Annotated in this window: 28 protein-coding genes; 16 read left to right on the top strand and 12 right to left on the bottom strand. The window is 66.4% G+C overall.

The annotated features are described in order from the left end of the window. The 3 genes from GT748_RS12595 to GT748_RS12605 all read right to left on the bottom strand — a co-directional run. Positions 1–583 (bottom strand): hypothetical protein (locus GT748_RS12595; protein ID WP_161222355.1); only part of this gene is annotated, 583 nt, incomplete at its 3' end. Positions 584–739: 156 nt separating this feature from the next. Then, complete coding sequence (locus tag GT748_RS12600) at positions 740–2383, bottom strand: ABC transporter permease (protein WP_021661098.1); 1644 nt, start codon at positions 2381–2383, stop codon at positions 740–742. A 14-nt stretch (positions 2384–2397) separates the two neighbouring features. After that, the gene (locus GT748_RS12605; RefSeq protein WP_021661097.1) at positions 2398–3336 is read right to left on the bottom strand and encodes an ABC transporter ATP-binding protein; all 939 of its coding nucleotides are present in this window, start codon (positions 3334–3336) and stop codon (positions 2398–2400) included. Between the two features lie 55 nt (positions 3337–3391). On the opposite strand from GT748_RS12605, the gene GT748_RS12610 reads away from it, so the two are divergent. The 3 genes from GT748_RS12610 (at position 3392) to GT748_RS12620 (ending at position 5657) form a co-directional block, all read left to right on the top strand. Further along, positions 3392–3595 carry a hypothetical protein gene (locus GT748_RS12610; RefSeq protein WP_143161670.1) on the top strand — a complete coding sequence of 68 codons (204 nt, stop codon included), beginning with the start codon at positions 3392–3394 and terminating at the stop codon, positions 3593–3595. Between the two features lie 49 nt (positions 3596–3644). Then, a complete protein-coding gene (locus GT748_RS12615; RefSeq protein WP_161213604.1) occupies positions 3645–4481 on the top strand; it encodes an epoxyqueuosine reductase in 837 nt (278 codons plus the stop codon). A 78-nt stretch (positions 4482–4559) separates the two neighbouring features. Beyond that, positions 4560–5657, top strand: coding sequence for an alanine racemase (locus GT748_RS12620; RefSeq protein ID WP_021661094.1), 1098 nt, complete (start codon positions 4560–4562; stop codon positions 5655–5657). 981 nt (positions 5658–6638) lie between these two features. Here GT748_RS12620 and GT748_RS12625 read toward each other — a convergent pair. Together GT748_RS12625 and GT748_RS12630 are read right to left on the bottom strand one after the other, a co-directional pair. Further along, positions 6639–7259 carry an SdpI family protein gene (locus GT748_RS12625; protein WP_161213605.1) on the bottom strand — a complete coding sequence of 207 codons (621 nt, stop codon included), beginning with the start codon at positions 7257–7259 and terminating at the stop codon, positions 6639–6641. Next, complete coding sequence (locus GT748_RS12630) at positions 7256–7555, bottom strand: metalloregulator ArsR/SmtB family transcription factor (protein WP_161222356.1); 300 nt, start codon at positions 7553–7555, stop codon at positions 7256–7258. The genes GT748_RS12625 and GT748_RS12630 overlap by 4 nt, the downstream gene beginning before the upstream one ends. Before the next feature lie 233 nt (positions 7556–7788). Between GT748_RS12630 and GT748_RS12635 the strand changes: the two genes are divergently transcribed. From GT748_RS12635 to GT748_RS12680, 10 genes are all read left to right on the top strand, one after another. Beyond that, positions 7789–8112 (top strand): cyclic-di-AMP receptor, encoded by a 324-nt coding sequence (locus GT748_RS12635; protein WP_044993289.1) that lies wholly within the window; start codon positions 7789–7791, stop codon positions 8110–8112. A gap of 34 nt (positions 8113–8146) precedes the next feature. Continuing rightward, positions 8147–9088: a hypothetical protein gene (locus GT748_RS12640; RefSeq protein ID WP_161213607.1), complete on the top strand. Its 942-nt coding sequence runs from the start codon at positions 8147–8149 to the stop codon at positions 9086–9088. Between the two features lie 7 nt (positions 9089–9095). Beyond that, positions 9096–9968, top strand: a complete 873-nt coding sequence (locus tag GT748_RS12645; RefSeq protein WP_021661088.1) for a PSP1 domain-containing protein — start codon at positions 9096–9098, stop codon at positions 9966–9968. A gap of 60 nt (positions 9969–10028) precedes the next feature. After that, positions 10029–10199 (top strand): DUF362 domain-containing protein, encoded by a 171-nt coding sequence (locus GT748_RS12650; RefSeq protein ID WP_021661087.1) that lies wholly within the window; start codon positions 10029–10031, stop codon positions 10197–10199. A gap of 85 nt (positions 10200–10284) precedes the next feature. Continuing rightward, positions 10285–11004 (top strand): tRNA1(Val) (adenine(37)-N6)-methyltransferase, encoded by a 720-nt coding sequence (locus tag GT748_RS12655; protein ID WP_052537721.1) that lies wholly within the window; start codon positions 10285–10287, stop codon positions 11002–11004. Positions 11005–11017: 13 nt separating this feature from the next. Continuing rightward, positions 11018–11845: a 16S rRNA (cytidine(1402)-2'-O)-methyltransferase gene (gene rsmI / locus GT748_RS12660; RefSeq protein ID WP_044993287.1), complete on the top strand. Its 828-nt coding sequence runs from the start codon at positions 11018–11020 to the stop codon at positions 11843–11845. A 173-nt stretch (positions 11846–12018) separates the two neighbouring features. Beyond that, entirely contained in the window at positions 12019–12981 is a 963-nt protein-coding gene (locus tag GT748_RS12665) for an inorganic phosphate transporter (RefSeq protein ID WP_021661084.1), read from the top strand. Positions 12982–13086: 105 nt separating this feature from the next. Continuing rightward, on the top strand, positions 13087–13536 hold the full coding sequence (locus tag GT748_RS12670; RefSeq protein WP_021661082.1) for a hypothetical protein: 450 nt from the start codon (positions 13087–13089) through the stop codon (positions 13534–13536). Between the two features lie 124 nt (positions 13537–13660). Further along, positions 13661–14140: a YfcE family phosphodiesterase gene (locus tag GT748_RS12675; protein ID WP_044993307.1), complete on the top strand. Its 480-nt coding sequence runs from the start codon at positions 13661–13663 to the stop codon at positions 14138–14140. After that, complete coding sequence (locus GT748_RS12680) at positions 14137–14886, top strand: biotin--[acetyl-CoA-carboxylase] ligase (protein WP_021661080.1); 750 nt, start codon at positions 14137–14139, stop codon at positions 14884–14886. The genes GT748_RS12675 and GT748_RS12680 overlap by 4 nt, the downstream gene beginning before the upstream one ends. A 58-nt stretch (positions 14887–14944) precedes the next feature. Here GT748_RS12680 and GT748_RS12685 read toward each other — a convergent pair whose 3' ends face one another. From GT748_RS12685 to GT748_RS12700, 4 genes are all read right to left on the bottom strand, one after another. After that, positions 14945–15601, bottom strand: coding sequence for a potassium channel family protein (locus GT748_RS12685; protein WP_021661079.1), 657 nt, complete (start codon positions 15599–15601; stop codon positions 14945–14947). A gap of 22 nt (positions 15602–15623) precedes the next feature. Beyond that, complete coding sequence (locus tag GT748_RS12690; protein ID WP_021661078.1) at positions 15624–16244, bottom strand: potassium channel family protein; 621 nt, start codon at positions 16242–16244, stop codon at positions 15624–15626. Between the two features lie 412 nt (positions 16245–16656). Further along, complete coding sequence (locus GT748_RS12695) at positions 16657–17499, bottom strand: amidohydrolase family protein (RefSeq protein ID WP_021661077.1); 843 nt, start codon at positions 17497–17499, stop codon at positions 16657–16659. 22 nt (positions 17500–17521) lie between these two features. Then, a complete protein-coding gene (locus tag GT748_RS12700) occupies positions 17522–19009 on the bottom strand; it encodes an alpha-amylase (protein ID WP_368034543.1) in 1488 nt (495 codons plus the stop codon). A 158-nt stretch (positions 19010–19167) separates the two neighbouring features. On the opposite strand from GT748_RS12700, the gene GT748_RS12705 reads away from it, so the two are divergent. Next, on the top strand, positions 19168–19941 hold the full coding sequence (locus GT748_RS12705) for a sirohydrochlorin cobaltochelatase (protein WP_161222358.1): 774 nt from the start codon (positions 19168–19170) through the stop codon (positions 19939–19941). A gap of 59 nt (positions 19942–20000) precedes the next feature. Beyond that, positions 20001–21539: a cardiolipin synthase gene (cls, locus tag GT748_RS12710; protein WP_021661073.1), complete on the top strand. Its 1539-nt coding sequence runs from the start codon at positions 20001–20003 to the stop codon at positions 21537–21539. Positions 21540–21611: 72 nt separating this feature from the next. On the opposite strand, the gene GT748_RS12715 is transcribed toward cls, so the two are convergent. Together GT748_RS12715 and GT748_RS12720 are read right to left on the bottom strand one after the other, a co-directional pair. After that, positions 21612–22340 (bottom strand): carboxymuconolactone decarboxylase family protein, encoded by a 729-nt coding sequence (locus GT748_RS12715; RefSeq protein ID WP_044993283.1) that lies wholly within the window; start codon positions 22338–22340, stop codon positions 21612–21614. A gap of 94 nt (positions 22341–22434) precedes the next feature. Continuing rightward, a complete protein-coding gene (locus tag GT748_RS12720; RefSeq protein WP_161213609.1) occupies positions 22435–24471 on the bottom strand; it encodes a right-handed parallel beta-helix repeat-containing protein in 2037 nt (678 codons plus the stop codon). A gap of 219 nt (positions 24472–24690) precedes the next feature. Here GT748_RS12720 and GT748_RS12725 point away from each other — a divergent pair, with 219 nt between their 5' ends. Then, on the top strand, positions 24691–25122 hold the full coding sequence (locus GT748_RS12725; RefSeq protein WP_052537718.1) for a hypothetical protein: 432 nt from the start codon (positions 24691–24693) through the stop codon (positions 25120–25122). 474 nt (positions 25123–25596) lie between these two features. On the opposite strand, the gene GT748_RS12730 is transcribed toward GT748_RS12725, so the two are convergent. Further along, positions 25597–26463: a DegV family protein gene (locus GT748_RS12730; RefSeq protein ID WP_021661068.1), complete on the bottom strand. Its 867-nt coding sequence runs from the start codon at positions 26461–26463 to the stop codon at positions 25597–25599. Between the last annotated feature and the right edge of the window lie 347 nt (positions 26464–26810).

Here is a 26810-nt window from a genome sequence, read left to right on the forward strand (position 1 = left end):
TCTCCAGGCTCTCGATGCTGCCGTCCATCCCGAAGGAGAACTGGTAGGTGAAGCTGCCGTCCTGCAGGGCCAGGGAGCCGCCCTGGTCCCGCACCACCTCCATCTCTGAGAGGGTCTGGCGCACGTCCTCAGCGGCCAGGCTCTGAAAGTCCAGCCCGTTGATGAGCAGTTTGCCGGGCAGCGGTTCGCCGCCCACCGCCAGCTGCCAGTAGACCGAGCAGAGGGTGCAGGCCTCGGTGGCCTGGGTGCTGCCGGTGGTGTTGCAGAGGCCCCACCCGGCGTACTCCACCAGCTGGCCGTCCTCCCCGGCGCGGGCCAGGTAGTACAGGTCGCTGCTGAAGGTGTAGGGGGGGATGGTCTCATCCTCAAAGCCCAGCCGCTCCACCTTCTCAAAACCGGCGTCCAACACCTCTTGCAGGGTGGTCTGGCTGAGTGTCAGGGTGTAGCCGTCCAGCTCGATTTGGGGCGGGGTGCCCTCCAGGGCGGGGGGCTCTCCGCCCTTGTCGCAGCCGGTAAAGGCCCCCAGGACCAGCGCTGCCGCCAGTGCCAGCGGCAAAAACCGGCTGTTCAGTGATCTCTTCAAAGCCATTCGCTCCTTTTTGCGGGGTAAAATCGGGTCCCGGCCGCAGCCGGGAGAATACCAGTATAGCATTTCCCCCGCCCGGCGGGAAGGGGGGTCTCTTTAAGGGGACGGGGAAAGGGGACCCGCACTCGGCAGGTCCCCTTTTTTATACGCCGGTCAGTTGGTCACGTCCCGTTTGGCAAAGGCCCACAGCCCCAGCAGGTAGAAGAGGGCGACAAAGGCCATCATCATGATCCCGCCGTAGAGGGGGTCCAGTTGGAACCCGTAGTTTTGCAGCAGCATCTTGTTCTGGTAGGCGGCGTTTGGCCCCATCAAACTGCCCATGTCCATGTAGGGCACCGGGGTGAAGCGCACAAAGTAGAGCCGCAGGGCCAGGCAGAGCTGAAAGACCAGGGAGTACCCCATGTTGGCGGCGATGGGCAGGGCCACCGACACGGCGGTGTTGCGGGTGAGGGCCGACAGGCAGAAGGCCAGGCTCCCGGTGAAGAGGATGCCGATGAAGGCGTAGGCCATCCGCGGCAGGCAGTAGGCCCAGAAGTTGTAGCTCACCACCCGGCCGCCGGCAAAGGCCAACACCGGGGAGGCAAAGCCCCCAAAGCCCAGTTGGAGACCGGAGGAGAGCACCATGGCCAGGAACATAGCCAGGTAGAGGCCGGCGCTCACCAGCACCATGGTCAGGTACTTGCCCAGGTAGACCTTCCAGCGGCGCACCGGCCGGGTCAGCAGCAGGCGGATGGAGCCGGAGGAGAACTCCCGGGCGATGGAGCTGCCCCCCAGGATGACCGCCACGATGGACACCAGCATCCCCAGGTTGAGGATGTTCATGGCCGCGGTGCGGGGGTCCTTTTGCGACTGGTAGAGGGGCGGGACCCCGTTGTCCAGCCCGTACTGGAGCACCTGGTTTTCCTCGGCGGACTCCTGGGCGGCCTTCTCCAGGTTCTCCAGGTACTGCTGATAGCTCATGTTGGCGGCAAACTGCCCGCCTTTTTGGGAGGAGAGGAACTGCTGTTCATCCAGGGGGATCTCGTACTGCAGGGAGAGGTTTTGCTCCATCTGCTGCAAGCTGGCGGAGCGGTAGTCGTCCTCGCCGTAGCCGATCTTGTGGTCCACCCGGTACTGGTAGAGGGCGACCCGGGCCCGCTGCATCTCGGCGGTCTTTTTGGCCGCCTCCGCCTCGCGGGCCAGAAATTCGTCTTTGGGGTCTGCCTTGGCGGCCGCCTCGGCCGCTTTTTGCTGGTCGAGATCGTTCTGGAGGGCGACCTGCTGGGCTTCCAGGTTGTAGCCGGCCACCTGCATGGGGTCGCCGCTGCGCAGCACGGTGAGCAGCCGCTGCACCTTGGCGCCGATCTGCCCGGCCAGGCCCTTGAGCCCCTCCCTGTCCAGTCCGGCTGCCTCGGGGGGCAGTTGCAGGTAGCTGTCGCCCCCCAGGGAGCCCTGGCTGGCCATCTCCACCGCCTTCTGGCTCTGCAGGAGGGCGCTGTACTGGTTGATGAGGTCCATCCGGTAGTCGGAGTAGCGGGTGACCCCCAGCTCCTTTTGGATCAGCAGGGCGTCCCGCTCGGCCTCAAAGTAGGCGAGCATGGACTTGTCGCCGGTCTTCTTGGCCGTGTCGATGCTCTCCTCGTTCCAGCTCAACTGCCGCTCCAGGTATTCCGAGTCGTCCCCGCCGCCCCAGCTGCGGCTGGAGAGGAAGGGGAAGGCTGCCGCCAGCGCCAGCACCAGGGCCAGGATCACCAGCAGGCTCTTTTTGGAAAATTCTTTGATGAACTCGTTGTGGACGAGTGCCGTTATCTTTTTCATCTCTCGCGTCCCCCTTATTGGATCTGGCCCTTGGAGCCGGTGGTGGTTTCCAAAAACAGCTCCTCAAGGGAGGTGCGATGGGGGATGACCGAGTAGACCTCGACCCCGCTCTCGCAGAGCTGGCGGACAGCCGCGGCCCGCTGTTTGCGGCTGCAACTGAGCTGTACCCCACCGGCGGCGGGGGTGATCTCCCCCTGGGGGAAGAGGGCGGCCAGCAGTTCGGCGGCCCGCTGGGGGTCGCTCACCTCCCAGAGGGTGGGCACCGACTGGTCGCTCTGCCCTGCCGAGGCGCGTTCGGCCCGCAGGTCCCGCACCGCGACGATCTGCCCGGCGTCCACGATGCAGACCCGGTCGCACATCAGCTCCATCTCGGCGAGCTGGTGGCTGGAGATGAGCACCCCCACCTCCTCCTCGTCGGCCAGCTGGCGCAGGGTGTCCCGCAGTTCCTTGATGCCCACAGGGTCCAGGCCGTTGGTGGGCTCGTCTAAAATCAACAGCTTGGGCCGGTGGAGGATGGCCTGGGCCACCCCCAGTCGCTGCCGCATCCCCAGGGAGTAGCGGCGCACCTTGTCGCCGATGCGGTTTTCCAGTTTGACCTGCCGCACCACCTCGTCGATGCGCTCCCGGCTCACCCCCTGACACATGTTGGCGTAGACTTGCAGGTTCTGCCGGCCGGTCAGGTGGCCGTACATCTCGGGGTTTTCAATGATGCCGCCCACCAGTGAGCGGGCGCGCTCGGGGTCTTTGACCCCGTCGTAGGGGCCGATCTGGATGGAACCGCTGTCCACCTTGAGCAGTCCGAGGATCATCTTGATGGTGGTGGTCTTGCCGGCCCCGTTGGGCCCCAAAAAGCCCATGATCTCCCCGGGCATCACCGCAAAGCTGGCGTCCCGGATGATGGCTTTCTTGCCGATTTTCTTGTGGAGGTTTTGCACCTGTAAAATGGGTTCCATTTTTTCACTCTCCCGTTCCGGCCCCACACGGCAGCGCGCCGTGCAGGGCGGCAAAATGGATCTGCTGATCCCGCGCTGTGACCAGTATACCCAATCCCCCGCCGGGGGAGAAGGGGAATCAACGCAAAGTAATAACTTCTTCATCAAATGTTCAGAAACGCCCCTTTTCCCAACTTCTGTGGAAAACTGTGTGGAAAATGTGGAAAACTGGTGGGGTGGGGATTGGGTTTGCGACCATCAATGTGGAGAAAGCGGTTGAAACGGTGGAATTACCCGATGTATAATTGTGGAGAAAGGGGGGAACGGTGTTGGAAACGGCAATTTCTTGGCTTTTAGAGGAAGCCGGGCTGGAGCGGCTGCCCTGGGGCGTGCTGCCCTACCGCCCCGAACTGGTGCGCCCGGAACTGCCCTGCCGCCGGGCCTCTCTCATCCCCAAGGAGGCCGCCGCCCTGGCGATCTTCGCCTTCCCCTACAAGGTGGAGGCCGCCTTTGGGGGCAACCTCTCCTGTTACGCGGCAGTGGCCGACTACCACAGGGTCTGCTTCTCCCTTCTCCAGACGCTCTGCGACCGCCTCACCGCGCGCTGGGGGGGCGTCTCTCTCCCCTTTGTGGACGCCTCCCCCTTTGACGAGGTGGGGCTGGCCGCCAGCTGCGGCCTGGGGGTGCAGGGGGACAACGGCCTGCTCATCACTCTCCGCTGGGGCAGCTATGTCTTTTTGGGAGAGATCGTCACCACCCTCCCCCTGCCGTCCCGCAGCGGCCCCGACGGGGGCGACTGCCTCCACTGTGGGCGCTGCAGCCGCACCTGCCCCGGCAGCTGCCTGGCGGGCGGCCGGGTGGAGGCGGCAAACTGCCTGTCGGCGATCAGCCAGAAAAAGGGGGAGTTGACCCCGGCGGAGGCGGCGCTGGTGAAGGGGAGCCCCCTCCTCTGGGGGTGCGACCAGTGCCAGTTGTCCTGCCCCCTCAACGCCGGGGCAGAGGAGACCTTTCTCGCCCCCTTTTTGGAGGACTGCCTCCCCCGCGTGAGCCGGGAGGAGATCCGCCCCCTCTGCAAGGGGCGGGCCTTTGGCTTTCGCGGTCCTCGCCCGCTGGAGCGCAACTGGGATCTGCAGCACGGAAAGGGAGAGGGCGGACCGTCGAATTGACGGGGTTTGGGTCGGGTGGTATAATCGCCTTGAACGGAATGCGGCCCACGGCGGGCCGACAGAAGGGGGAAACGGGCCATGACGACGCTGATGGTGCAGACCGACCGGGTGCTGCACAACCTGCACACCTTTCAAAAAGCGGTGGGGCGCGCGGCGGTGATCCCGGTGCTCTCGGGCAACGCCTACGGCGCGGGGGACACCCAGATGGCCAAGCTCCTCTTTGCCGAGGGGATCCGGCTGGTGGCCGTCTCCCGGCTGGAGGAGGCGGTGCGGGTGAAAAACGCCATCGCCGGGCTGGATGTGCTGCTGCTCACCCCCTATTCCACCGAGGCCGCGGCCGAGGAGATCGTCCGCCACGACATCGTGGCCACCGTTGGCTCCTACGACAGCGCCGTGGTCCTCTCGGGGATCGCCGGCAAGGCAGGCAAAAAGGTGCGCATCCACTTCAAGTTCGACACCGGAAACGGCCGCTTCGGCTTTTTGCCCGAAGAGGTGAGCAAGGCGGTGCAGGCCGCCAAGTACCTGGACAACCTGGTGCTCACCGGGGTCTACGCCCACATTTCCGGCAGCGAGTGCAAAAAGGAAAAGCAGGTGCGGCGGCAGTACGAGACCCTCAAGGAGATGCTCACCGCCCTGCGGCGGGAGGGGATCTCCTACGGGGTGGTGCACGCCGCCGGCACCCTGCCCGCCCTGCTCTACCCCTGGCTGCGGCTGGACGCGGTGCGCTGCGGCAGCGCCCTCATGGGACGGCTGAGCGGGGTGAAGGACCGCTGGGGCTTTAAAAAGGTGGGGCGGCTGTGCAGCGAGGTCTGCGACGTGCGCTGGGTGCCCGCCGGCTACCACGTGGGTTATGGCCGCACCTACCGCACCAAGCGGCCCACCAAGATCGCCCTGGTGCCCGCCGGTCTGGCCGACGGTCTCACCGCCGAAAACGCCCGCACCCTCCTCACCGGGCGGGGCTTCTTCTCGGCGCTGCGGGCGGCCATCCGCCGGGTCTCCCGTCAGAAGCGGCTCACCTGCGATGTCAAGGGCCGCCCCGCCCGCATCCTGGGCTATGTGGATTACGAGTCCACCATGGTGGATGTCACCAAGGTGGAGTGCGCGCCCGGGGACATCGTCTCCTTCGACACCGTCCCCTCCTCGGTGGACGGGTCGGTCCGCCGTTCCTACGTCTGATGAAAGCGGCCAAAAGGCCGGCAGAGAGGGCCCTCTCTGCCGGCCTTTTTTGCGCGCAAATGGAATTTTACCCCTTTCAAGAGGAGGTGGTTTCCCTTTTTCCCTCTCCTCGGTCAGGGCGTTGGTGTGGCGCCGGCCTGTCAATAGACGGTGTGGCAGGCGAAATCGCCTCGCTCGGGGCGGCACCTTGCGGGCGGGGGAAAGAGGGTCGCGCTTTCCAGCCAGCACTGAGGTGGGGGCGGTACAGCGCTCTACCTGCCGGGGGCCGACGCTGCCGGGCAGCCCCATCCTGGGTTTGACGCAATCAAGCCCGTCTTCACCGCCTTCAGGGGGGCGGCATCCAGCGCTTTCTCGGCGATGGACGGGGGAGGGGCGCTTGTTGACATGGCGGTTGCAGGTCAACCGGCACGAAATCAGGGGTGCCGGCATGGAGGTCGCCTCTAGGGGCAGGGCGTTTGGGATGTTCGCGACATCTGGAGGACCACCCACTTTACCTGTTTGGGAGGTGGGCAGATCGGTTTGTCCAACACCCCAGCGCCGAGGGGGCCGCCCAGGCAGCACATCTGTGTAAATCCCAGCCCAAAACGGCTCGACACCGGACGTGGGTAGGAAAGCGGGTCTCGGCGCTCTTTCTCGGGTGGCTACGTCCCTCACCGCATGGAGGTGAAAGTTGGCGGCGGGAAGCCGACAGACCAACGGGTTGTAGGGAGCGGTCGAGTTGCCCCCGTGAAAGACCAGCAGGGCTGCCCCCGACAGCTCGTCGGTCGCCACCAGATGGGGGCGGCCCAAATTGATGTTCAGATACAGATTGCAAAAGAGGGTCTCAGCTTTTGCAACGGGGTGTCATAGAGGGTCAAAGCGCCGCACTTGGCTGCGGAGGGAGTGGGAACTGCTCTTCAAGGGGAGACCTCCTGCCACAGAGGGTGTGGCGCAATGGAGCAGCTTGCTTTTTTTGATTCTGTATATTTTGATTTATTTATACTATTTGTTTTTAAAGATGGCGGCGCTGTACAGCCGGGGGAGAAGGGCAGCCGTCAAAACGGCCGCCAGAGGAACCGCCCCGTTCCAGGGGGCGGGCAGCAGGGCGGCGAGGAGGGAGGCCAGTCCACAGGCAAACCAGACGCGCCCCCCAAAGCGCTGGGTGCGGCGCCAGTTTTCCCGGTCGATGAGGGCGGCGGGGGCCTTGACGCCGCGGCCACTCTCCCGCCTTGCCTTGGGGAGGCCGTTGCCCAACCAGAGCAGCAGGGAACCCACTGCCAAGTCTGCCAGGGGCAGCAACAACCGGCTGTCGGCCCGCGTGATCTCCCAGAGTTCCAGCCCATTTCCGGTGAGGAGGAGCTGTACCCCAAAGAGGAGGAGGGCCGCCCCCCAGGAGGGGCCCATTCCCCCCTGACCGCCCGAGGAGAGCCGGGCGCGGCGGAGCAGGTGAAAGCCGGCGGCCAGGGCGGGGAAGGCCAGCAGGAGCAACCGGCTGGCCTTCCCGCTCACCCCGCTGTCGTTCCATTGGACGAGGATGACGGCGGGCAGGAAGGGCAGGCAGCAGAGGGCGGCCGCCAGCATAAGGGCGATAAGCAGCCAGAACCGCCCGTCGCGCCCCTTCATCCCTCGACCTCCTCGCCTTGGGGGGCGGCGACCACTCGCCCGGTGAGACCGGCCGCCCAGTGGAGCAGCTCCTCCACCACCGAGAGGTCGGCCTGGTAGTAGATGTATGTCCCCTCCCTCTGGGCGCGGCAGAGGCCCGCCGCCCGCAGCACCGACAGGTGGGGGGAGACGGCCGCACCCGAACAGGCGAAGTGGACGGCGATCTCCCCGGCGGGAAGGGGGCGGTCCCGCACCAGCTCCAAAATTTCCCGGCGGGTGGGGTCGGCCAGTGCCCGCATCGTCTCCTGCAGTCCCATAAAAACACATCCCTTCTTCAAATCCATATTTAACTAAGTTGTTAAACAAGAAGATACTCCCATTTCCCGCCTCTGTCAAGGGGGCGCGCATCGACCCGGCAAAAAGAGGGGCCGTGCGGGCGAAGAATTTTTGCATTTCTGACAAAAACCTATGGCCTTTTGCAGCGGATGATGGTAGAATGGAGATACCAAAGGAAGCACCTTTTATCACCCAGTTAAAGGAGGGCCATATCGTGAAACTGATATTTGCTATCGTAAACAAAGACGATTCCAGCGCGGTCCAAAGCGCATTGACCAAGGAGAAGTTCTCGGTCACCAAACTCGCCACCACCGGCGGCTTCCTGCTGGCGGGCAACACCACCTTCATCATCGGTACAGACGACGAAAAGGTCGAGCAGGTGCTGGGCATCATCGAGGAGAACAGCAAGCGCCGCACCCAGATCGTCCCCTCTTCCATCGCCTATGGCGCGGGACTGTCCTCTGCCTACCCCATCGAGGTGACCGTCGGCGGCGCCACCATCTTTGTGACCGATGTCTCCAGATTTGAAAAGTACTGATTTTACATCCGAATTTAAGGGCAATCCCCTGGTTTTGCAAACGCTGCGCGCCATGATCGACGCGCGGCGTTTGCCCCATGCCATGCTTTTTGAGGGCCAGCAAGGGTGCGGTACATACACCCTTGCTGTTTTGTTTGCTGCCCAGGTCCTCTGCCAGGACCAACCGGCCGGGCAGGCGGAGCGGATCCGCCGCCAGGTGGAGGAGGGAAGCCACCCCGACCTGCGGGTGGTCACCTCGGGGGAGCGCAGCAGCATCTCGGTGGACGAGGTGCGCGCCATCATCGAGGACATCTACCTCCGCCCCAACGAGGGGGAGAAGAAGATCATCCTCATCGGGGGCGCGGGGGAGATGACCCCCCAGGCCCAGAACGCCCTGCTCAAGGTGCTGGAAGAGCCGCCGGAACACGCCCTCTTCCTCCTCACCGCCGAGAGCCGGCAGGCCCTGCTGCCCACCGTCCTCTCCCGGGTGATCTGTTTCTCCATCCTCCCCCCCTCGCCCGAGGAGTGCATCGAGCACTTTGCCGGCCAGGGCCAGGGCGGCGGGGAGACCGCCTTTGCCGCCCACCTCTTCGGCGGGGCCATCGGCTCGGTCGCCCGCTATTTGAGCGAGGAGGAGGGGCCGGCCCTGCAGGCAAAGGTGCAGGCGGCCCTCGATCTGCTGGGGGCGCTGGCCCAGCGCCGCCTGTCGGCGGTGGCGGCCGACCTTTACCGCCCCAAAAACCGGGACGAGATGGGCGCCCTGCTCGAAGAGCTGACCCAGCTGCTGCCCTACTGCCAGCGCTTGGCTTTGGGCAAAGTCCCCCCTTTCCCCCTGCGGATGAAGGCGGACGGGGAGATCGTTCACCTGAACACCGAGGCCCTCTACCGGGAAATCGCCCGGGGCAGGGTCTCCTTACAGCGAAACTGCAATTTGTCGCTCCTGCAGGCCAGTCTCAGCGACCGGCTGGCCCGGGCGGCACACGAAGGAGGGCAGTGATTGCAAGATGGCAGAAGTAATTGGCGTGCGTTTTAAAAACGTGGGCAAAGTATACTATTTCGACCCCGACGGGGTGCAGATGCCCAAGGGCTCCCGGGTGATCGTGGAGACCGCCCGCGGCGTCGAGTGCGGGCAGGTGGCCATGGCCAACCGACAGGTGGCCGACGGCACCATCGTCAAGCCCCTGAAAAAGGTGGTGCGCGCTGCCACCCAGGAGGACCTGGACAAGCTCGAGCGCAACCGGAAAAAGGAAAAAGAGGCCTATGCGGTCTGTCTGAAAAAAATCGAGAAGTTCCACCTGGACATGAAGCTCATCGACGTGGAGTACACCTTTGACGGCAGCAAGATCCTCTTTTACTTCACCGCCGACGGCCGGGTCGACTTCCGCGAGTTGGTCAAGGACCTGGCCTCGGTCTTTCGCACCCGCATCGAGCTGCGGCAGATCGGGGTGCGCGACGAGAGCAAGATGCTGGGGGGCCTGGGGGTCTGCGGGCGGCCGTTTTGCTGCTCCACCTTCCTGGGCGAGTTCCAGCCGGTCTCCATCAAGATGGCGAAGGAACAGGGCCTCTCCCTCAATCCCACCAAGATTTCCGGCACCTGCGGGCGGCTGATGTGCTGCCTCAAGTACGAGCAGAAGGGGTATGAGGAGTTTGGCCGCCTCACCCCCCGCCCCGGCTCCCTGGTCAAGACCGCCGAGGGCCCCGGCGTGGTCACCGAGGCAAACGTCATCACCGGGCGGCTGAAGGTCAGCCTGCAGAAGGATGAAGCCGCGCCCCCCAAGGTTTTCCAGAGGGAGGACGTCACCGTCATCCGCGCCGGAAAGGCCCGGGATGGGGGCCGCCAGGGCGGCCATAAAGGCGACAAAAAAGTTGCCGAATAATTCTTGTAATTTCGCGAAAGTATGTTAGAATAGGGGTAACATGAGGGAGGTGGAATTCCAATGGCTTACAAGATCAATGACGATTGCATCAGCTGTGGCGCTTGCGAGGCGGCCTGCCCCGTAAACGCGATTTCCGAGGGCGACGGCAAGTACGTGATCGACGCAGACACCTGCATCGACTGCGGCTCCTGCGCTGGCGTCTGCCCGGTGGGCGCTCCCCAGGCGGAGTAGGAAACAGCACATCATGCATATCAGCGGGCGGCGGGCAGTGATGTCTGCCGCCCGCTTCTCTATGCCCGAAAAGGGGGGCGAAAAGATGGCGAAAACACAGGGGGAAGAGGCGCTGGGCGGGGGCCTCTTCCTGTCGGTGGACGGCGAGCACCGCTTCGGCCTCGACGCCTTTTTGCTGGCTCGCTTTGCCGCCCCCCGCCGGGGCGACCGGGTGGCCGACCTGGGCTGTGGCTGCGGCATCGTCCCCTTTCTCCTCTGGCGGGACTTCCGCCCCGCCCGGGTGGACGGGGTCGAGCTGCAGCCGGCGGCCGTCCGGCTCTTCGCCCGCTCGGTGGTCCGCTCGGGGAACCCGCCCCTCTACCCGCTGGAGGCCGACCTGCGCCGGCTGGAGGGCCTTCTCCCCGCCGGGGCCTTTGACCTGGTCACCTGCAATCCGCCCTATTTCCGGGCGGACTCCGGTCCGGCCGGGGCCTCTGCCAGCGCCCGCCTGGCCCGGCAGGAGGGGAGTTGTACCCTGGAGGAGGTCTGCCGGAGCGCGGCCCGGTTGCTGCGCAGCGGCGGCCGGTTCTGCCTCTGTCAGCGGCCCCAGCGGCTGGCGGAGGTCTTTGCCGCCCTGCGCGGCGCGGGGTTGGAGCCCAAGCGGCTGCAGCTGGTGGGGGGCCGCCCCGGCAGCGCCCCCTGGCTCGTTTTGGCGGAGGGGCGCAAGGGGGGCCGCCCCTCCCTGCAGGTGGAGGGCTGCCTGTACACCCAGGGGGCGGACGGCGCCCCCAACCCCGCCCTAAACAGCCTTTACAAACCCCTGTGAGGAGGAGAGCAACGTGTCAAAGTTATATGTGGTGGGCACCCCCATCGGCAACCTGGGAGATTTCTCCCCCCGGGCGCTGGAGGTGCTGCAAACCTGCGATTTCATCGCCGCCGAGGACACCCGGGTCACCCTCAAGCTCCTCAACCGCTTCGGGGTGAAAAAGCCGATGGTCAGCTACTACGAGCACAACATCCGCGCCCGGGGGGAGGAGATCGTGGGCCGGATCCTCGCCGGGGAGAGCTGCGCTGTGGTCACCGACGCGGGGATGCCCTGCATCTCCGACCCGGGAGAGGACCTGGTGCGCCTCTGCCGGGAGCGGGAGGTGGAGATCGAGGTGGTGCCCGGGCCCAGCGCGGTCATCGCCGCCCTGGCCGTCAGCGGGCTGCCCACCAGCCGCTTCTCCTTTGAGGGGTTTCTCTCCACCACCCGCAAAAACCGGCTGGCCCACCTGGAGGAGATCCGCCAGATGCGCCACACCCTCGTCTTTTACGAGGCGCCCCACAAACTCCTCACCACCCTGCAGGACCTGAAGGAGGGGCTGGGGGATCGCCGGGTCGCCCTCTGCCGGGAGCTGACCAAGCTCCACGAAGAGGTGGTGAGGACCACTTTCAGCGGCGCGTTGGAACACTATGCCGACCACTCCCCCAAGGGGGAATACGTGCTGGTGGTGGAGGGCTATACCCCGCCCCGCCCCGTCCAAGTCGCCCTGGAAGAGGCCGTCGCCCTGGCCCGCCGCCTGGTGGAGGAGGGACAGGCCCCCACCGCCGCCTGCAAGGAGGCCGCCCGCCAGACCGGCCACCGCAAATCGCAGATCTACACCGCCCTGCAAGAGGGGCGGTAGCGCCCCCGGCAAAGGGGGGGGGAAGGAGCGGGCAGACAAGAGACCGTCTGCCCGCTCTCTTTGCGCCTTCTGCCTCCTCTGCCCCCGGTTCTGGCCCCGCCGGGGGCGACATATAAGTAGGGTGAGCGGCGCCGGGCCGGTGCGCCGCCGCCTTTTGGCGAGAGGGGGATGGGATGGAACTGCTCTGTTTTTTGGGGATCGCCGCCGCCGTCTTTATCAACGGCTTTACAGACGCGCCCAACGCCATGGCCACCGCGGTCTGCACCCGGGCCCTCCGCCCCGTCACCGCGGCGGCCCTGGGCGGGGTCTGCAACTTTCTGGGGGTGCTGGTGATGTACCGGCTCAATTCCAGCGTGGCCGACACCATCTCCTCCCTGGTGCGCATCCCCGCCGGGGCGGGGCAGGCGGTGGTGCTGGCCGCCCTTCTCACCATCGCCCTCTGGGGCTTTTTCGGCTGGACGCTGGGGGTCCCCACCTCCGAGAGCCACGGCCTCATCGCCGGTCTCACCGGCGGGGCCCTGGCGGTCAACTGGTCGCTGCAGTCGGTGGATCTTGCCCAGTGGGCCAAGGTGCTCAAGGGCTTTGTCATCTCGGTGGCCTTCGGCTTCATCGCCGGGTATCTGGTGGCCGCCATCCTCGCCCTGCTGGCCGACGGCCGGGGGCGCTTTCGCACCGAGCGGGCCATCGACCGGGGGCAGGTTGCCTTTCTGTGCTGCACCGCCTTTCTCCACGGCGCCCAGGACGGCCTCAAATTCCTGGGCGCCTACCGCTATGCGGTGGGGGAGATCGGCGCCCTGGCCCTGGTCACCGTCTCGGCGGTGATGACGGTGGGCACCCTGATGGGGGGATTCAAGATCATCAAAAAGGTGGGGATGGACATGGTGCGGATGGAGAAGTACCAGGGCCTCGCCTCCGATGTGGCCTCCTCGGTGGGGCTGCTCACCGCCAGCCTCACCGGGGTGCCGGTGAGCACCAGCCACATCAAGACCACCGCCATTGTCGGCGCCTGCGCCCGCCAGTCGGTGAAAAAGGTCAACGTCTCGGTGGTCATGGACATCTTCAAGGGCTGGCTCTACACCTTTCCCGTCTGCGGGGTGCTGGGCTTCTTCCTCACCAAATTTCTCATCCGGCTGTGAGCATTCCCCGTCATATCCCGCCGGCAGAGGGCATAGAGATAGAGGGTATGCGGGCGGGAAGGCGCTTCTCTGCCCGCCCAAATCGTTTTGGGAGAGGAAAAAACAATGCATCTGAAAAGTGAGAACAGGCTCTTTTCCTGCGTGGAGCAGGTGTTGGAGGAGCTGGCGGCCCTCTGCCGGGGCAAACCCGCCCCCCGGGAGGACGGGCAGGGCTACCTGATGATCCAGCGGGCGTTCATCCTGCCGGTGGACAGGGAGGACCTCTGTGCCCTCTACAGCCAGCTGCGCCAGTGCGCGGCCCTGGCCCGCGCCCTGGGGGGACGGCTGCCCCCCTTGGCCCAGCCCCTGCTGGACTGGCAGGGAGCCGCTGTGCAGGCGCTGGAGTGCGCCCGCCAAAACGGCCGGGGCGGCGACATCCTCGCCCACCTGCCGAAGATGGAGCGGGACCTGGAGGCCCTCTACGCCCTGGCCGAGGGCCCGCAGGAGGCCCTGTTGGCCGCCGCGACCGCCCAGGCCACCGAGACCCTGGCCCGCATGGGGGTCAAGAAGAGCTGAGCGCAGGGCGGAGCGAACACGCCCCGGTGAAAGGAAGCCTCTCTTTTCACCGGGGCGTTTTTGTGTTAGAGTAGGGGTCAGAAAGAGTGTGCCGGGCGCCGCCCGGCAGATGGGGGGCAGGGGTTTGAAGTTCATCGTCTTTTCGGACAACCACGGCAAGCTCGGCGGGATGGAGCGGGTCATCCGCAACCACCCCGAGTGCGCCGTCTACATCCACCTGGGGGACAGCGAGGGCACCTTGCAGACCCTGCGGCAAAACCACCCGCAGCTGCAGTTCTGGGCGGTGCGGGGCAACTGCGATCTCGGCAGCGAGGAGCCGGCAGAACAGACCCGGCAGGTGGAGGGACACACCCTCTTTTTTACCCACGGGCACCACTACGGGGCCAAGTTCAGCACCGACCACCTCTGGGACAAGGCCCGGCAGCTGGGGGCGGACGTGGTCCTCTTCGGCCACAGCCACACCCCCTGCCAGGAGTACAGGGAGGGGATCTATCTCCTCAATCCCGGCAGCATCGCCCACCCGAAGGAGGGACCGCCCACCTACGGGGTGCTGGATGTGCGGGAGAGCGGCGTCCTCTTCAGCGTGGCGGAGGTGCGCGGATGAGCCGGCTGGAGCGGGCCCCCCGGGTCTTTGCCGAACTGGGCTCCACCAACACCCACTGCAAGGCCCACCTGGCCGACCTGCCCGACGGGGCGGCGGTGCTGGCGCTGCGGCAGACGGCGGGCCGGGGCCGCCGCGGCAAGAGCTGGGCCGACACCGCCGACAGCGGGATGGCCCTCTCCTTCGTCCTCAAGGGCATCGAGCTGCGGCAGGTGGCGGCCCTGCCCCTCTGCGTCGGCCTGGCGGTGTCCGAGGCGCTGGAGGAGGCCGCCGGTTGCCGGACGGAGATCAAGTGGCCCAACGACCTGGTGGTGTGGGGCAAGAAGGTCTGCGGCATCCTCTGCGAGGGGGTCGTGGGGGAGGAGACGGCCGCCGTCTGCGGCGTCGGGGTCAACCTGACCCAGACGGCGGAGGACTTTGCCCGCCGGCAGCTGCCCCACGGGGGCTCCCTCTTGAGCGAGTGCGGCGTCCGCCTCGCCCCACGGGAGTTGGCCGTGCAGGTGCTGGCCCACTGCGACCGGCGCATCGAGCAGTTTTTCGCCCAGGGGCTCCCCTCCCTCCTTCCCGCCTACCGGGCCCGCAGCGCCACCCTGGATCGCACCGTGCGGGTCCTCTGGGAGGGGCGCGAGGCGGTGGGCCGGGCGGTGGACGTGGGGGAGGACGGCTCGCTCCTGGTGGAGATCGGCGGACGGGTCGTGCCGGTCTGCAGCGGCGAGGCCTCGGTGCGGGGCCTCTACGGCTACCGATAAAAAGAGAGGGGGCGAAGCGGCTTTTGCGGCCGCTCCGCCCTCTTTTTTCATTTTTATCTCATCTGCCGAAGAGCTCGTTGATGTCGTGGAGGGAGTGGTTTTTGGCGATGACCATCACCTTGTCACCGCTCTCCAGGGTGGTCTCGCCGCGGGGGATGAGCATCTCCTCCCCCCGGGTGATGGTGACCACCACCACGTCCTTGCTCAGGCCGATCTCGGCCAGGGTCTGCCCGGCCTTGGGGAAGTGGTCGGGGATGACGATCTCGTTGAGGGAGGCCGCCCCGGCGTTGAGGCTCATGAGCAGCTTGATCTGGGCGTTGTCCGCCTCGTGCTCGATGACCCGCACGATGTTGTTGGTGGTGCAGACCGGCACGTCCACCCCCAACTTTTTCATCACCCGCAGGTTGCGGGGGTTGTTGACCCGGGCGACTGTCTTTTTGACCCCGAATTTCATCTTCGCCAGCTGGCAGGAGATGAGGTTGTCCTCGTCCCGCCCGGAGACGCTGATGAGGGCGTCGGCCGTCCCCACGTCGGCGCTCTCCAGCGCCTCGATGGTGGTGCCGTCCCCGCAGATGATGGGGATGTCCAGGGCGTCGGCCAGGTGGGCGCAGGTGCGCTTGTCGATTTCCACCACATGGGGCCGGTGGCCGTGGTTGAGCAGTGTTTCGGCGAGATAGAGGCCAATTTTTCCCCCGCCAACGATAACGACGTTCATCTTGTTCCCTCTTCTCTCACATTCAGTCGACGATTTTTACGGCGATCAGGGTGTCCCCCGGGCGCAGGGCGATGGGGTTGCGGCAGCACAGCTCCATGGTGGTGTCGCCGTGCAAAACCCCCAACAGCTGCAGCCCCGCCTGCAGCGACAGGCAGTCGGTCTGCCGCCCCACCTGGCCGGGTTCCACCGGCAGGTAGACATAGGAGAGGGTGGTGGAGCCGAAGGTGGCGTACTGCCGCGCCGCGCCGGTGGTCAGCGACTGGGTGATGGCGTCCACCGTCAGGTTGGTGGGGCAGACGGTGTGCAGCCCGAAGTGGACGAACACGTCCTTGCGGGCGGGGTCGTAGATGCGGGTGATGACGGTGGGCACCGAAAAGAGCTCTCTGGCCACCTGGCCCACCATGATGTTGATGTTGTCGTCCTGGGTGACGGCGGCCAGGGCGTCGCACCCCTCGATGCCGGCAGCCTTGAGGACCTCCTCGTCAAAGGGCACCCCGGCCACGGTGATGCCGTCGAAGCTTTCGCCCAGGCGCTCGAAGCGCTCCTCCACCTCGTCCACAACGGCCACGTCGTGCCCGTCGCGCTGCAGCTTTTTGGCCAGGCTCGAACCGACCTTGCCGCAGCCGACCACTACGATATTCATCGCTCAAAGACCCTCTTTCTCATATTGCGCAGTCCCTGCCTTGTCTGCAAGTATCCCAATTATAGCACAGCCCCCAGGGGAAGGAAAGCGGCCTTTTTTCCCGAAAAAGGGCAATTTCTCCCCTGGGCGGCGGCTTCTCTTGCCCAAGATGCGCAAAATGCGGGGACACTTCTCCTCTCTCCACATATACTGAGTCAGAGGGGCCGTCCGGCGGCCCGCCGAAGGGGGGAAGGGAAAAGTGACGATCTGGATCGGGGTGCTCTGCGCCTGGGGCGGATTTTTGGTGGGATTTGTCTGCTGCGCGCTCTTTTGCGGCAGCAAGGAGCGGGGCCGGGGCAAGCGGTCCCGATAGAGCGGCAGACCGGGCGGCACGGTGGGGCCGCCGTCTTTTTGGCCGCCGGGGGGACAGGCCCTAGCGGGGCTGGGGATGGGCGCGGTAGTAGTCTTCCAGCCGGGAGACCGGCACCGAGAAGAGGCGGCAGAAATTCTGCCAGAAAATCTTGTCCAATGTCTCCTGGGGCAGCCGCAGGGCGTAGAGGCGATCGAGCTCGGCGGCGCAGTCCCACATGGGAAAGTCGGTGCCGAAAAAGATTTTGTCGGGGCCAAAGCGGTCGATGAGGGCCAGCGCTTCCTCCCGCCCGAGGGCGAAGAGACTGCTGGAACAGTCCACGTAGACGTTGGGCAGGCAGAGGGTCTGGGCCGCCTCCTCCCAGCGCTGGTAGCCGCCGAAGTGGGCGCCGATACAGGTGAGCTCGGGCACCGCCCGCGCCACCCGGGCCAGCTTCTCCGGGCGGGAGTAGTCGTAACGGGCGTCCCCGGTGTGAAAGAGGACGGGCAGTCCCCGCTCGGCCAGCCGCCGGTAGACCGGCATCATCCGCTCATCGTTGATGTCAAAGCACTGAAAGTCCGAGTGGAGCTTGATCCCCCGCAGCCCCAGGGCGATGATCCGCTCGATTTCGGCATAGGGGTCCTCCATCTCCGGGTGCAGGGCCCCCAGGCCGATGAGCCGGTCGGGGTGCAGGTTTACCTTGGAGGCGACAAAGTCGTTGATGGAGGACACCTGTTCGGCCTTGGTGGCCACCGAACAGACCAGAAAGAGGGCCACGCCGCAGCGGTCGCCCTCCTCCAGCAGCTCGTGGGTCATCCCGTCAAACTGCATGTCCAGGCTGTAAAACTCCCCGATGGAAGAGGCCGCCTTGGCGGCGATTTTTCGGGGGAAGATGTGGGTGTGGGCGTCGATGATGTACTGGGGCACAGAAAAAACCTCCTTTGGTTGCTCAGCGCTGGGCGCTGGGGGTCTGGGGTCGGGCCAGCCAGGTCTCCTTTTGCACCCAGATCGAGCAGGAGCCGCCGCCGACCGGCAGGGTGACCCAGCCGTCGGCCTCCACGGCGATCTCCTCCCCCCGGCCGCCCAGGCAGTCCACCAGGGTCTTGCCCGCCAGGTTCGGCCCGGCAAAGAGCCGCTTTTGCCCGCCGGGGCCGTCGGTCAGGACCGCGCAGAGGCCGGAGCCGGGGTGGCGGGGGTCGCCCTGGCGGCTCCACCCCACCACGTCCCGGTCGTCAAAGGCGTCGATCTGGGGGCCCCAGGCGCAGGTCTGCCGGGCCCAGAGGAGGGCGGAGAGGGGCTGGCCCACCGGGGCGATCCCGTCGTGGGGGATGCCGTAGTAGTCGCCGTAAAAGACACAGGGCAGCCCCTCGCTGCGCAGGAGGATGTAGGCGTAGGCCAGGGGTTTGAACCACCCGTCCACCCAGGATTCCAGCGCCTGACCAGGCTGGGTGTCGTGGTTGTCCACAAAGGTGACCGCCAACTGGGGCGCCCGCTGCACCAGGGCGTTTTGCCCCAGGGAGCCCATGTCGAACCCCCCCCCCCCGCTGTGGGAGGCCTGACAGAACTGTTGGTGCAGCGGCACGTCAAAGAGGGAGAGGGAGCCGCCGGTGACCCCGATGTAGTGGCAGAGGGCGTCGGCGCTCTGGTTCCAGTACTCCCCCACGGCAAAGACCGGCTTGCCGGTGAGGCGGCGCAGGGCGTGCAGCCAATCGCGGAAAAAGGTGAAGCGGATGTGCTTGGCCGCGTCGATGCGAAAGCCGTCCACCCCGGTCTCATTTAGGTACCACAGCCCCCAGCGGGTCAACTCCTCCACCACCTGGGGGTTGCCCAGGTCGACGTCGGCCCCCATCAGATAGTCGTAGTTGCCGTTTTCCGAATCGACCTCGCTGTCCCACTCCTTGCCCTGAAACTTGAAGATGGCCTTTTCGCCGGTGGCGTCGTCCCAGTCGATGCCGTCAAAGTGCTCCCAGTTCCAGCAGAAGTCGGAATAGCGCCCACCCCGGCCGGGGAAGGTGAAGGAGGTCCAGGCCGAGATGGTGCGGGCCGGGCCGGTCTGGCGGTAGCGGTCCACCCAGTCGTAGGGGGTGGCGGGCACCTGTTCGGTGCCGTCGGCACCCATGCGGTGGTCCAGCACGGCGTCGGCCCAGACGGCGATCCCCTCCCGCTGCAGGGCCTTGATTGCCGCCAGGTACTCGGCCTTGGTGCCGTACTTGGTGGCCACCGTCCCCCGCTGGTCAAACTCCCCCAGGTCGTAGAGGTCGTAGACGCCGTAGCCCACGTCCTCCTTGCCGGCAGCCCCCTTGTAGGCAGGGGGGAGCCAGAGGGCGGTGACCCCGTCGGCCGCCAGCCGGGCGGCCTTGGCCTCGGCCTGCCGCCAAAGCTGGCCGTCGGCGGGGAGATACCACTCAAAATACTGCATGGCAGTGGGGTTTTTCACAGGGCAACCTTCCTCTCTCACCGGGGTGCGCGCCCCGGGAAACAATGAAGATATCATACCCCCATTCCCCGCAAAAGGCAACCGCCCGCCCGTTGACAACCGGGCCGCCCGCCCGTACACTAGAGGCAGTGATCGGTCGAGAGAGGGGAGGGGTGCAGGTGAAAAAGACCATTCTGCTGGCGGGGTTCGGCACTGCCCGATGGGCGGATTACGCCCCCGCCGCCGGTGCGCTGGAAGGGGAGCTGGCGACCGCCTTCCCCGGCTGGTCGGTGCGGCGGGCCTTTGCCAGCAGCCGCTTGGCGGCAGCCCTCACCGAGCAGGGGCACCCCACCCCCCCCCTCCCCGCCGCCCTCGCGGAGTTGGCGGCGGAAGGGGGGGCGCTGGCCGTCCTCCCCACCCACCTGGCCGCCGGGGGGGAGTACGACGACCTCGCCGCCCAGTTGTCCGCCCTGCGCCCCCGGCTGCCGGCCCTGGCGGTGGCCCGCCCCCTTCTCTCCAGCGGGGAGGACTGTACCCAGGTGGCACAGGCCCTGCTCGAGGGGATTTTGTTGGAGGAGGGCGAGGGCCTGGTGCTGATGGCCCACGGCAGCCGTGCGGCGGGGATGGGCCCCTACCGGCCTCTGGCGGCGGCCCTGCCCCAGCAGGTGGCGCTGGGCGCCATGGTAAACGGCGGCCCCGAGGCGGCGGGGCGGCAGTTGCTGCGGGCGGGATATCGCCGCTGCGCCCTGGCCTCCCTGCTGGTCTGTGCCGGCGGTCACACCCGGCGGGAGATGGCCGGCCCGGGGCCCGACAGCTGGCTCTCCCGCCTGCGGGGGATGGGGTTGGCCGTCCGCCCGGTCTGCCGGGGGCTGGCCGAGCTGCCCGCCCTGCGGGCCCTCTACCGCCGCCACCTGGCAAAAGCCCTGGCCGCCGCCGGGCTCGACGCGGTTTGACAGAGATCGCCGCTGGGTGGTATGCTGGCCCTATATTCCGTGAAAAGGGGTTTTGAGAGATGAAGAAGATGGTGCGGATGCTCTTTCACCGGGTGGTGCTGGTGGGGGCGGCCATCCTCCTGCAACTGGCGCTGCTGGTGGTGATGTTGGTCCGGTTCGAGCGGTACTTCGTCTATTTTTACGCCGTCTGTTTTCTGCTCAGCCTGCTGGTGGTGCTGGCCATCATCAACGGCCGCAGCAACCCCGGTTACAAGATTGCCTGGCTCATCCCCATCCTCCTCTTCCCCATCTTCGGCGGGCTCTTCTACCTGATGTTCGGGCAAAACCACCTCTCCCGCCGGGAGAGAAAGAAGATGGCCCCCCTGCGGGAGGAGGTGCACCAGCTCCTCCCCGCCGAAAACCCGGTGCTGCGCCAGCTGGAGAGGGAGAGCCCTGAGGCGGCCAATCAGGCCAGATACATTGAAAAGCGGGCCTACGCCCCCCTCACCAAGGACAGTTACAGCGAATTCCTCCCCTCGGGCGAGAGCAAGTTCGAGCGGATGAAGGCCGAGCTGGAGCGGGCCGAGCGCTTCATCTTTTTAGAGTACTTCATCATCGAGCCGGGGGTGATGTGGGACAGCATCCTCGAGATTTTGGTGCGCAAGGCCGCCCAGGGGGTGGACGTGCGGGTGATGTACGATGACCTGGGCAGCATCATGACCCTGCCCTACCGCTACGACCGCCAGCTGGAACAGCTGGGCATCAAGAGCTGTGTCTTCAATCCCTTTGTGCCGGTGCTCAGCAGCCGCTTCAACAACCGCGACCACCGCAAGATCTGCGTCATCGACGGCCACACCGGCTTTACCGGCGGCATCAACCTGGCCGACGAGTACATCAATGCCTACGAGAAGCACGGCCGCTGGAAGGACTCGGCCATCCTCCTGCGGGGGCGGGCGGTGGACAACCTGACGGTGATGTTTCTCACCGTCTGGGATTTTACCCGGGGCGAGACCGAGGACTTTGCCCCCTACCTCTACGACGCCGAGCGAGACGGCCATCTGTCCGCCGAGGACGGCTATGTGCAGACCTTCTGCGACAGCCCTCTGGACGACGAGGCGGTGGGGGAGACGGTCTATCTAAACCTCATCAACAAGGCAAAGCGCTACGTCTACATCACCACCCCCTACCTCATCATCGACAACGAGATGGTCACCGCCCTCTGCATTGCCGCCAAGAGCGGGGTGGACGTGCGGATCATCACCCCTCATATCGCCGACAAGTGGTATGTCCACGCCGTCACCAGGGCCTACTACGAGTCGCTGGTGGAGTGCGGGGTCCGCATCTACGAGTACACCCCGGGCTTCATCCACTCCAAGACCTTTTCGGTGGACGACGAGTACGGGGTGGTGGGGACCATCAACATGGACTACCGCAGCCTCTACCTCCACTTCGAGTGCGCGGCCTGGCTCTACCGCACCCGCAGCGTCCTTCAAATCAAGGAGGAATTCCTCCGCACCCTGCTGGAGTGCCAGGAGATCACCCTGGACGACTGCCGCAATGTGCCCTGGCCTAAAAAGTTGGGGCGGGCCTGTCTGCGGGCCTTTGCCCCGCTGATGTGACAGAATGGCCCAACGGCAGAAGGAAGGCCGGACGACCCGTAGGTCGTCCGGCCTTCTCTCTTTGGCGGGCAGCTATTTTTGGGGGGCCGCCGCCTCCTGTATGCAGCGCAGGGCGTTCAGGCTGCGGGGATAACCGATGTAGGGCAGGGCCGTCGAGAGGGCGGCAATCAGGGTGTGCCGCCCGGTCCCCAGCCGCAGGTTGGCGGCGATATGGCTTTTTAGCTGGGGCTCGCAGCCGCCCTGGGCGGCCAGGAAGCAGAAGGTGATCAGTTCCCGCTGGCGCAGGTCGAGCCCTGTTCGGGTGTAGTAGTCGCCAAAGCAGTTGGCCGCCAGCCAGCGGTTGATGTGGCGGCTCTCCTCCGGCCCCGAGCGCCAGAAGTCGGTCATCCCCTCGCCGAAGATGGCCACCTGGGCCGCGGTCCCGGCCTCCCGCCGGGTTTCGGCCGCGGTGGTGGACTGGCCGGGCAGGGGGAGGGGGACCCCCTCTTTGAAGAGCGCTTCATTGAGGGCGCGCAGAAAGGGGAGGGTCCGCCCCAACCCCAGATAGGCCGTGGCCTGGTAGGCGACCTCCTTCAGCTGTACCGGGGTGAGCCCGGCGTCCAGGGCGTCGGGGACGAGGTCCGCAAAGCAGTCGTGGCCCCCGCAGCCCAGAAGGGCGGCCAGCACCGCCAGCATCCGGGTGGCGCCGTCCAGCTCCCCCTGGCGGGCCGCCTCGTCAAAGGCGAAGTTTGCAAAGAGGGCGGCGAATTCCGGGTCGCGCTCCCCCAGCGAAAAGGGGTCGGAAAATTCCCTGTGAGACATGGCGTCTCCTCCTTCCGGCGGCTGTGTCGCCGCCGCTTTCACCATAGCACCTGGAGTGCGCTCCAAGTCAAGGGGGAAGGGGGAGAAGTCCCCTCTATTTTCGGCAGCCGCAATGCTGCTGCGGCCGGCGGCAGCACAGCAGGATGGCAAGCAGGGTGAAGAGGAGGACCAGCCCGCCGAGGATCAGCCAGATGCTGTCGATGCCCGGCCCCGGGGGGACGGTGGCGGCCCAGACCGCCTTGACGCCGTAGGCGTCCACCGCACCGTCCTCGGCAAACCCGCCGGTGAGGGAGGAGAGTTCCTCCCCGGTGCGGTTGAGGGGGGAGCTGTCGGGGGCCAGGGCGGTGTCCCCCGCGGTGTAGCGGTGGCCGGGGTCGTCGGCAAACCAGCCGGCAAAGGGCAGGCCCTGGCTGTCGGGGCCGTAGCTCCTGCGCAGCACCATCACCCCGTTGTCGTTCCAGGCGTCGTCCCCGCCGCTGCCCGCCGTGTTGCCGTAGAGCAGGGCCGCGTCGGACATGGCGAAGGCCATCCGCCCGACCGAGGTCTGGCCGTCGTTGGGGTTGGCAGGGGTGCGGCCCCGGGCGTTGTAGACCCCGCCCCCCAGCCCGCCGGCGCTGTTCTGGCGGATGGAGCCCCCTTCAAAGTCAAACTGCACCTGCACCTTGTCGCCGGTGGGGCGGGAGGCATAGGGCATCTCGGCGTTGTAGACGCCGCCCCCGTCGGCGGTGGCGGTGTTCTCCTCCACCCGGCCCCCCGTCATCCGCAGGACGGTGTCGTTTTGGGAGGAGGCCCGCCCGGCATTGGCGATCCCCCCGCCGTACTTGGCGCTGTTTTGCAGAATATCGGTCCCTGCCAGCAGGGGCGGGGCGTCGGTCTCGTTGCTGCCCCAGCAGAAAAGCCCCCCGCCGTAGCAGTTTTCAGCGCTGTTTTGGCGGATGGTGCCGCCGGTGAGCTCCACCTGGCCCACCCCGCCAAAGCCGGTGGCGGCCTCGGCCGAGATGCCGCCGCCCCCGTAGAAGGTGCCGGAAGCGGTGGTCTCCGCGGTGGTCAGCACCCGGTTTTCGGCGACCAGGCCGCCGCTCATCCGCAGCAGCCCCTCCCGGCTGGAGATGCCGCCGCCCCAGTAGAGGGCGGTGTTTTTCTGCACCGTCCCCTGTTTGAGGGAGAGGATCCCCTCGGGATAGGGGGAGGTGGGGTAGTAGGTCAGATAGAGGCCGCCCCCCTCTCTGGCGGCGGTATTTTCCTCCACCACCGCCTCGGGGGAGTCGATGACCAGGTTGCCCCCGGCCTGATAGACGCCCCCGCCGTAGCCGACTTCCGTCCCGCCGGTGGTGGCGGCGCTGTTGCCCGCAATGCGGGCGCTGCCGGTCAGGGAGAGCTGGGCCCTGCCGGCAGCGGGGTCGACCGCGCTGCCAAAGAGGGCCACTCCGCCCCCGCTGGCGGCGCTGTTGCCAATCAGTTCGCCCCCGCTCATGGAGAAGCCCGCGTCCAACAGATAGACCCCGCCCCCGTAGTTGGCGGCGCTGTTCTGGGAGACGCTGCCCCCGCTCATGGTCAGAACGGCGCCCTGGGTCAGGGCAAGGCCGCCCCCGCCCCGGCCGGTGCAGCTGCAGTTTTGCACCACAGCCCCCTCCTGTACCGTGACGCTGGCCCCGGCCCCGGTGGCAAAGACCCCGCCGCCGCTGGCCCCGGTGCCCTGTACCAGGCTGTTTTGCAGGGTGCAGCCGCTGCCCAGGGTCAGGGTGGCCGGGGCGCCGACCTGCACCAGGGCGGCGTTCGCCGCTCCGGCCGCTCGGTTGCCGTCGATTTGCAGATTTTCCAGGGTGAGGGAGGCCCCCGGCTGCACCGCCAGCAGCCCGCCGGTGGCTCCGGCGGCCCGGGTCAGCCCGCCCCCCTGGGCCGAGAGGGCCTTTTCCCCATTCACCGGCAGCAGCTCGGTCACCTGAATGGCTGCCGTCAGCACAATGTTGTCGCTGCCGGGGGCCGCCAGAGCGGCCTTTAACTCCTCCAAGGTGCCCACCGCCCGCGCTGCCGCCGGCAGGGGTCCCTCGGCGGCCAGGGCGGTCCCCCCCGCGCCGAGACAGAGCCCCACAGCCGCCAGAACGGCCAGGGCCCGCAGTCTTACTTTCATCGCTTCATCCCGCCTTTCCGCCGCCCCTGCCCGCAGGCCGGGCGGCCCGATGGTTCACAGTATGTAAAGCGGGGGAGAACGGTGCGCCCCCCTGCAGGCGGGGTGCGGGGGAGAACACAGTTTGGTCACAATTTTTTCGCAGGCAGGTCAAAATTATCCCCTATACTAAACAATCAGTTGGCCGGTCTGCTGGACCGGCGAGAGAAGGGGGAAACGGCGATGCCGATGGGCGGCCTTTGGGGGCGGATCCGCCAGTTTATGGCTGGGCGGCGAGGGGTGGACGGCCTCTCTCTCTTTTTGGTGGCGGTGGGGGCCCTGCTCTCCTTTGTGGGGCAGCTGTTGGGGCAGCGCTGGGTGCTCTGGATCTGCTGGGCGCTCTGGCTCTTTGCCTTCTGGCGGATGCTCTCCAAAAACACCGAGGCCAGGGAGCGGGAGGACCGGTGGTTTCTCGGCTGGTTTTCCCCGGCGGCGAGGAGGGCGGCCCTCCATGCCGCCGAAGCCCCTCAGCGCCGCGCCGAAAAGGAGGCCCGCCGCGCCTACCGCATCTTCAAGTGCCCCGGCTGTGGGCAGAAGCTGCGGGTCCCCCGCGGGCGGGGGAAGATCCAGATCCACTGTTCTCGCTGCGGCAGGGATTTTGTCAAAAAGAGCTGAGCTCCAAACTGCCGCTGAAACGGGTGGGCCGCAGCCCTAAAAAGACACGGTACAAATGTGACCTTTTGAGGGACATCGGAATTTTTGTGGCCGCAGGGCACCCCATTGCCCCCGGTGAAGCGGGGCAAGGGGGCAGGGGGGAAAAATGAAAGAGAGAGCCGGACAGACTGCCTGTCCGGCTCTCTCTTTTTTTTCGGTTCAGGGGGGCTGTCACACCAGCGGGCAAAGCCCATCCCTCCCCCGGGCCTCGGGGGAAACGGCGTCCCTTTCCCGCCTCGGCAGGGGGAGAATGCAGTGGCCCTGGGGAGCTGTTGTCGCAGCAGCCTGCAAGCGCTGCCTGCCCCTCCCCGGCGCAGGGGAAGGGGGAGGGGGAAGATCCGGCCGCCGTTTTTAGACGCCCTGCAAGCGGGCAGGACCGGTCGCCGACAGGGCGATCGGGCGGCTTTTCGGCCGCCTCGCCCCCGACTTGGCGTGCTACATGTCGTCGTCCAGCAGCTGAATACCGGCGCCGATGAGGTGGGGGCCGGTGTGGGAGCCCAGGGTGCAGTCCACGATCCCCTCGAAGTGGCGCTGGTAGGCGGGCACCTTCTGCCGCAGCAGTTTGGCCGCCTTTGCCCCGTCCTCGGGCGCGTCCCCGTGGGCGGTGGCGATGTTGCAGCGCCGCCCGGCCTGGTAGCAGTCGGCCGCCAGTTGGGTCACCCGCTCGATGGACTGGGCCCGCCCCCGCACCTTGGCCACGCTGATGAGTTCCCCCGCCGGGGTGAAGGAGATGATGGGCTTGATCTGCAGCATGGTGCCGGCAATGGCGGTGATCTTGCCGATCCGACCGCCCTTTTGCAGGTACTCCAGGGTGTCCACACAGAAAAAGACGGTGGTGTTGGCGATGAGCCGGGGGATCAGGGCGCAGATCTCGTTCCAGGTGCGCCCCTCTTCCACAAAGCGGGCCGCCTCCAACACGGTGAGACCAGTGCCCAGGCTGCCGCTGCGGGTGTCAAAGGCCGCTACCTCCAACCCGGGGAAGCCCTCGCCCATCAGCTTGACAGCCTGGTAGGTGCCGCTGAGACCGCTGGAAAAGAGGATGGCCAGCACCTTTTCATACCCCTGTTCCCGCATCTGGGCAAAGAGGCCGAGGATGGTCTCGCCGGAGGGGAGGGAGGTCTTGGGCAGCTCCTCCGCCATCCGCCGGTAGACCTGGGCGGGGGTGATGTCCACCCCGTCGCGGAAGTGCTCCTCCCCAAAGGAGATGGTCAGGGGGAGGGTGAAAATTTGGTGTTGGGCCGCCAGTTCGGCGGGGATGTCGGCGCAGGTGTCGGTGAGTATGGCAATTTTTTGGGGGTTCAAAGGAGACACATCCTTCTTTCGCCGCGCCCTGCGGCGCGGTGTAAAATCGTTTTGAGGGAGCGCGGAAAAAGGGCCGCCCAGCCTGGACAGCCGCCCGCAGCGCCGCCTCTTGGCGATACCGCGGTAAGTTATCTTATATGATAACAGGATTTTTAAAAAAATCGAGAAAAAATCGTAAATTTTTTGCCCGGCGGCCCAATTATTTGCTTTTTGCCCGCTGTCGCGGCCGGTGGCCCCTGCGCGCCGGTGCGGTTGGGCCGCGGCAAAGGGCCTCGCAGCGGCGGAGAGGCGGGCGGTAAAGGGCCGACTCTGTTTGGGGGCGGGTGGATCTTTGCGCTGGTGCTGCG

The organism is Bittarella massiliensis (ex Durand et al. 2017), assembly GCF_009876955.1.
Classification (GTDB): Bacteria; Bacillota; Clostridia; order Oscillospirales; family Ruminococcaceae; genus Bittarella; species Bittarella massiliensis.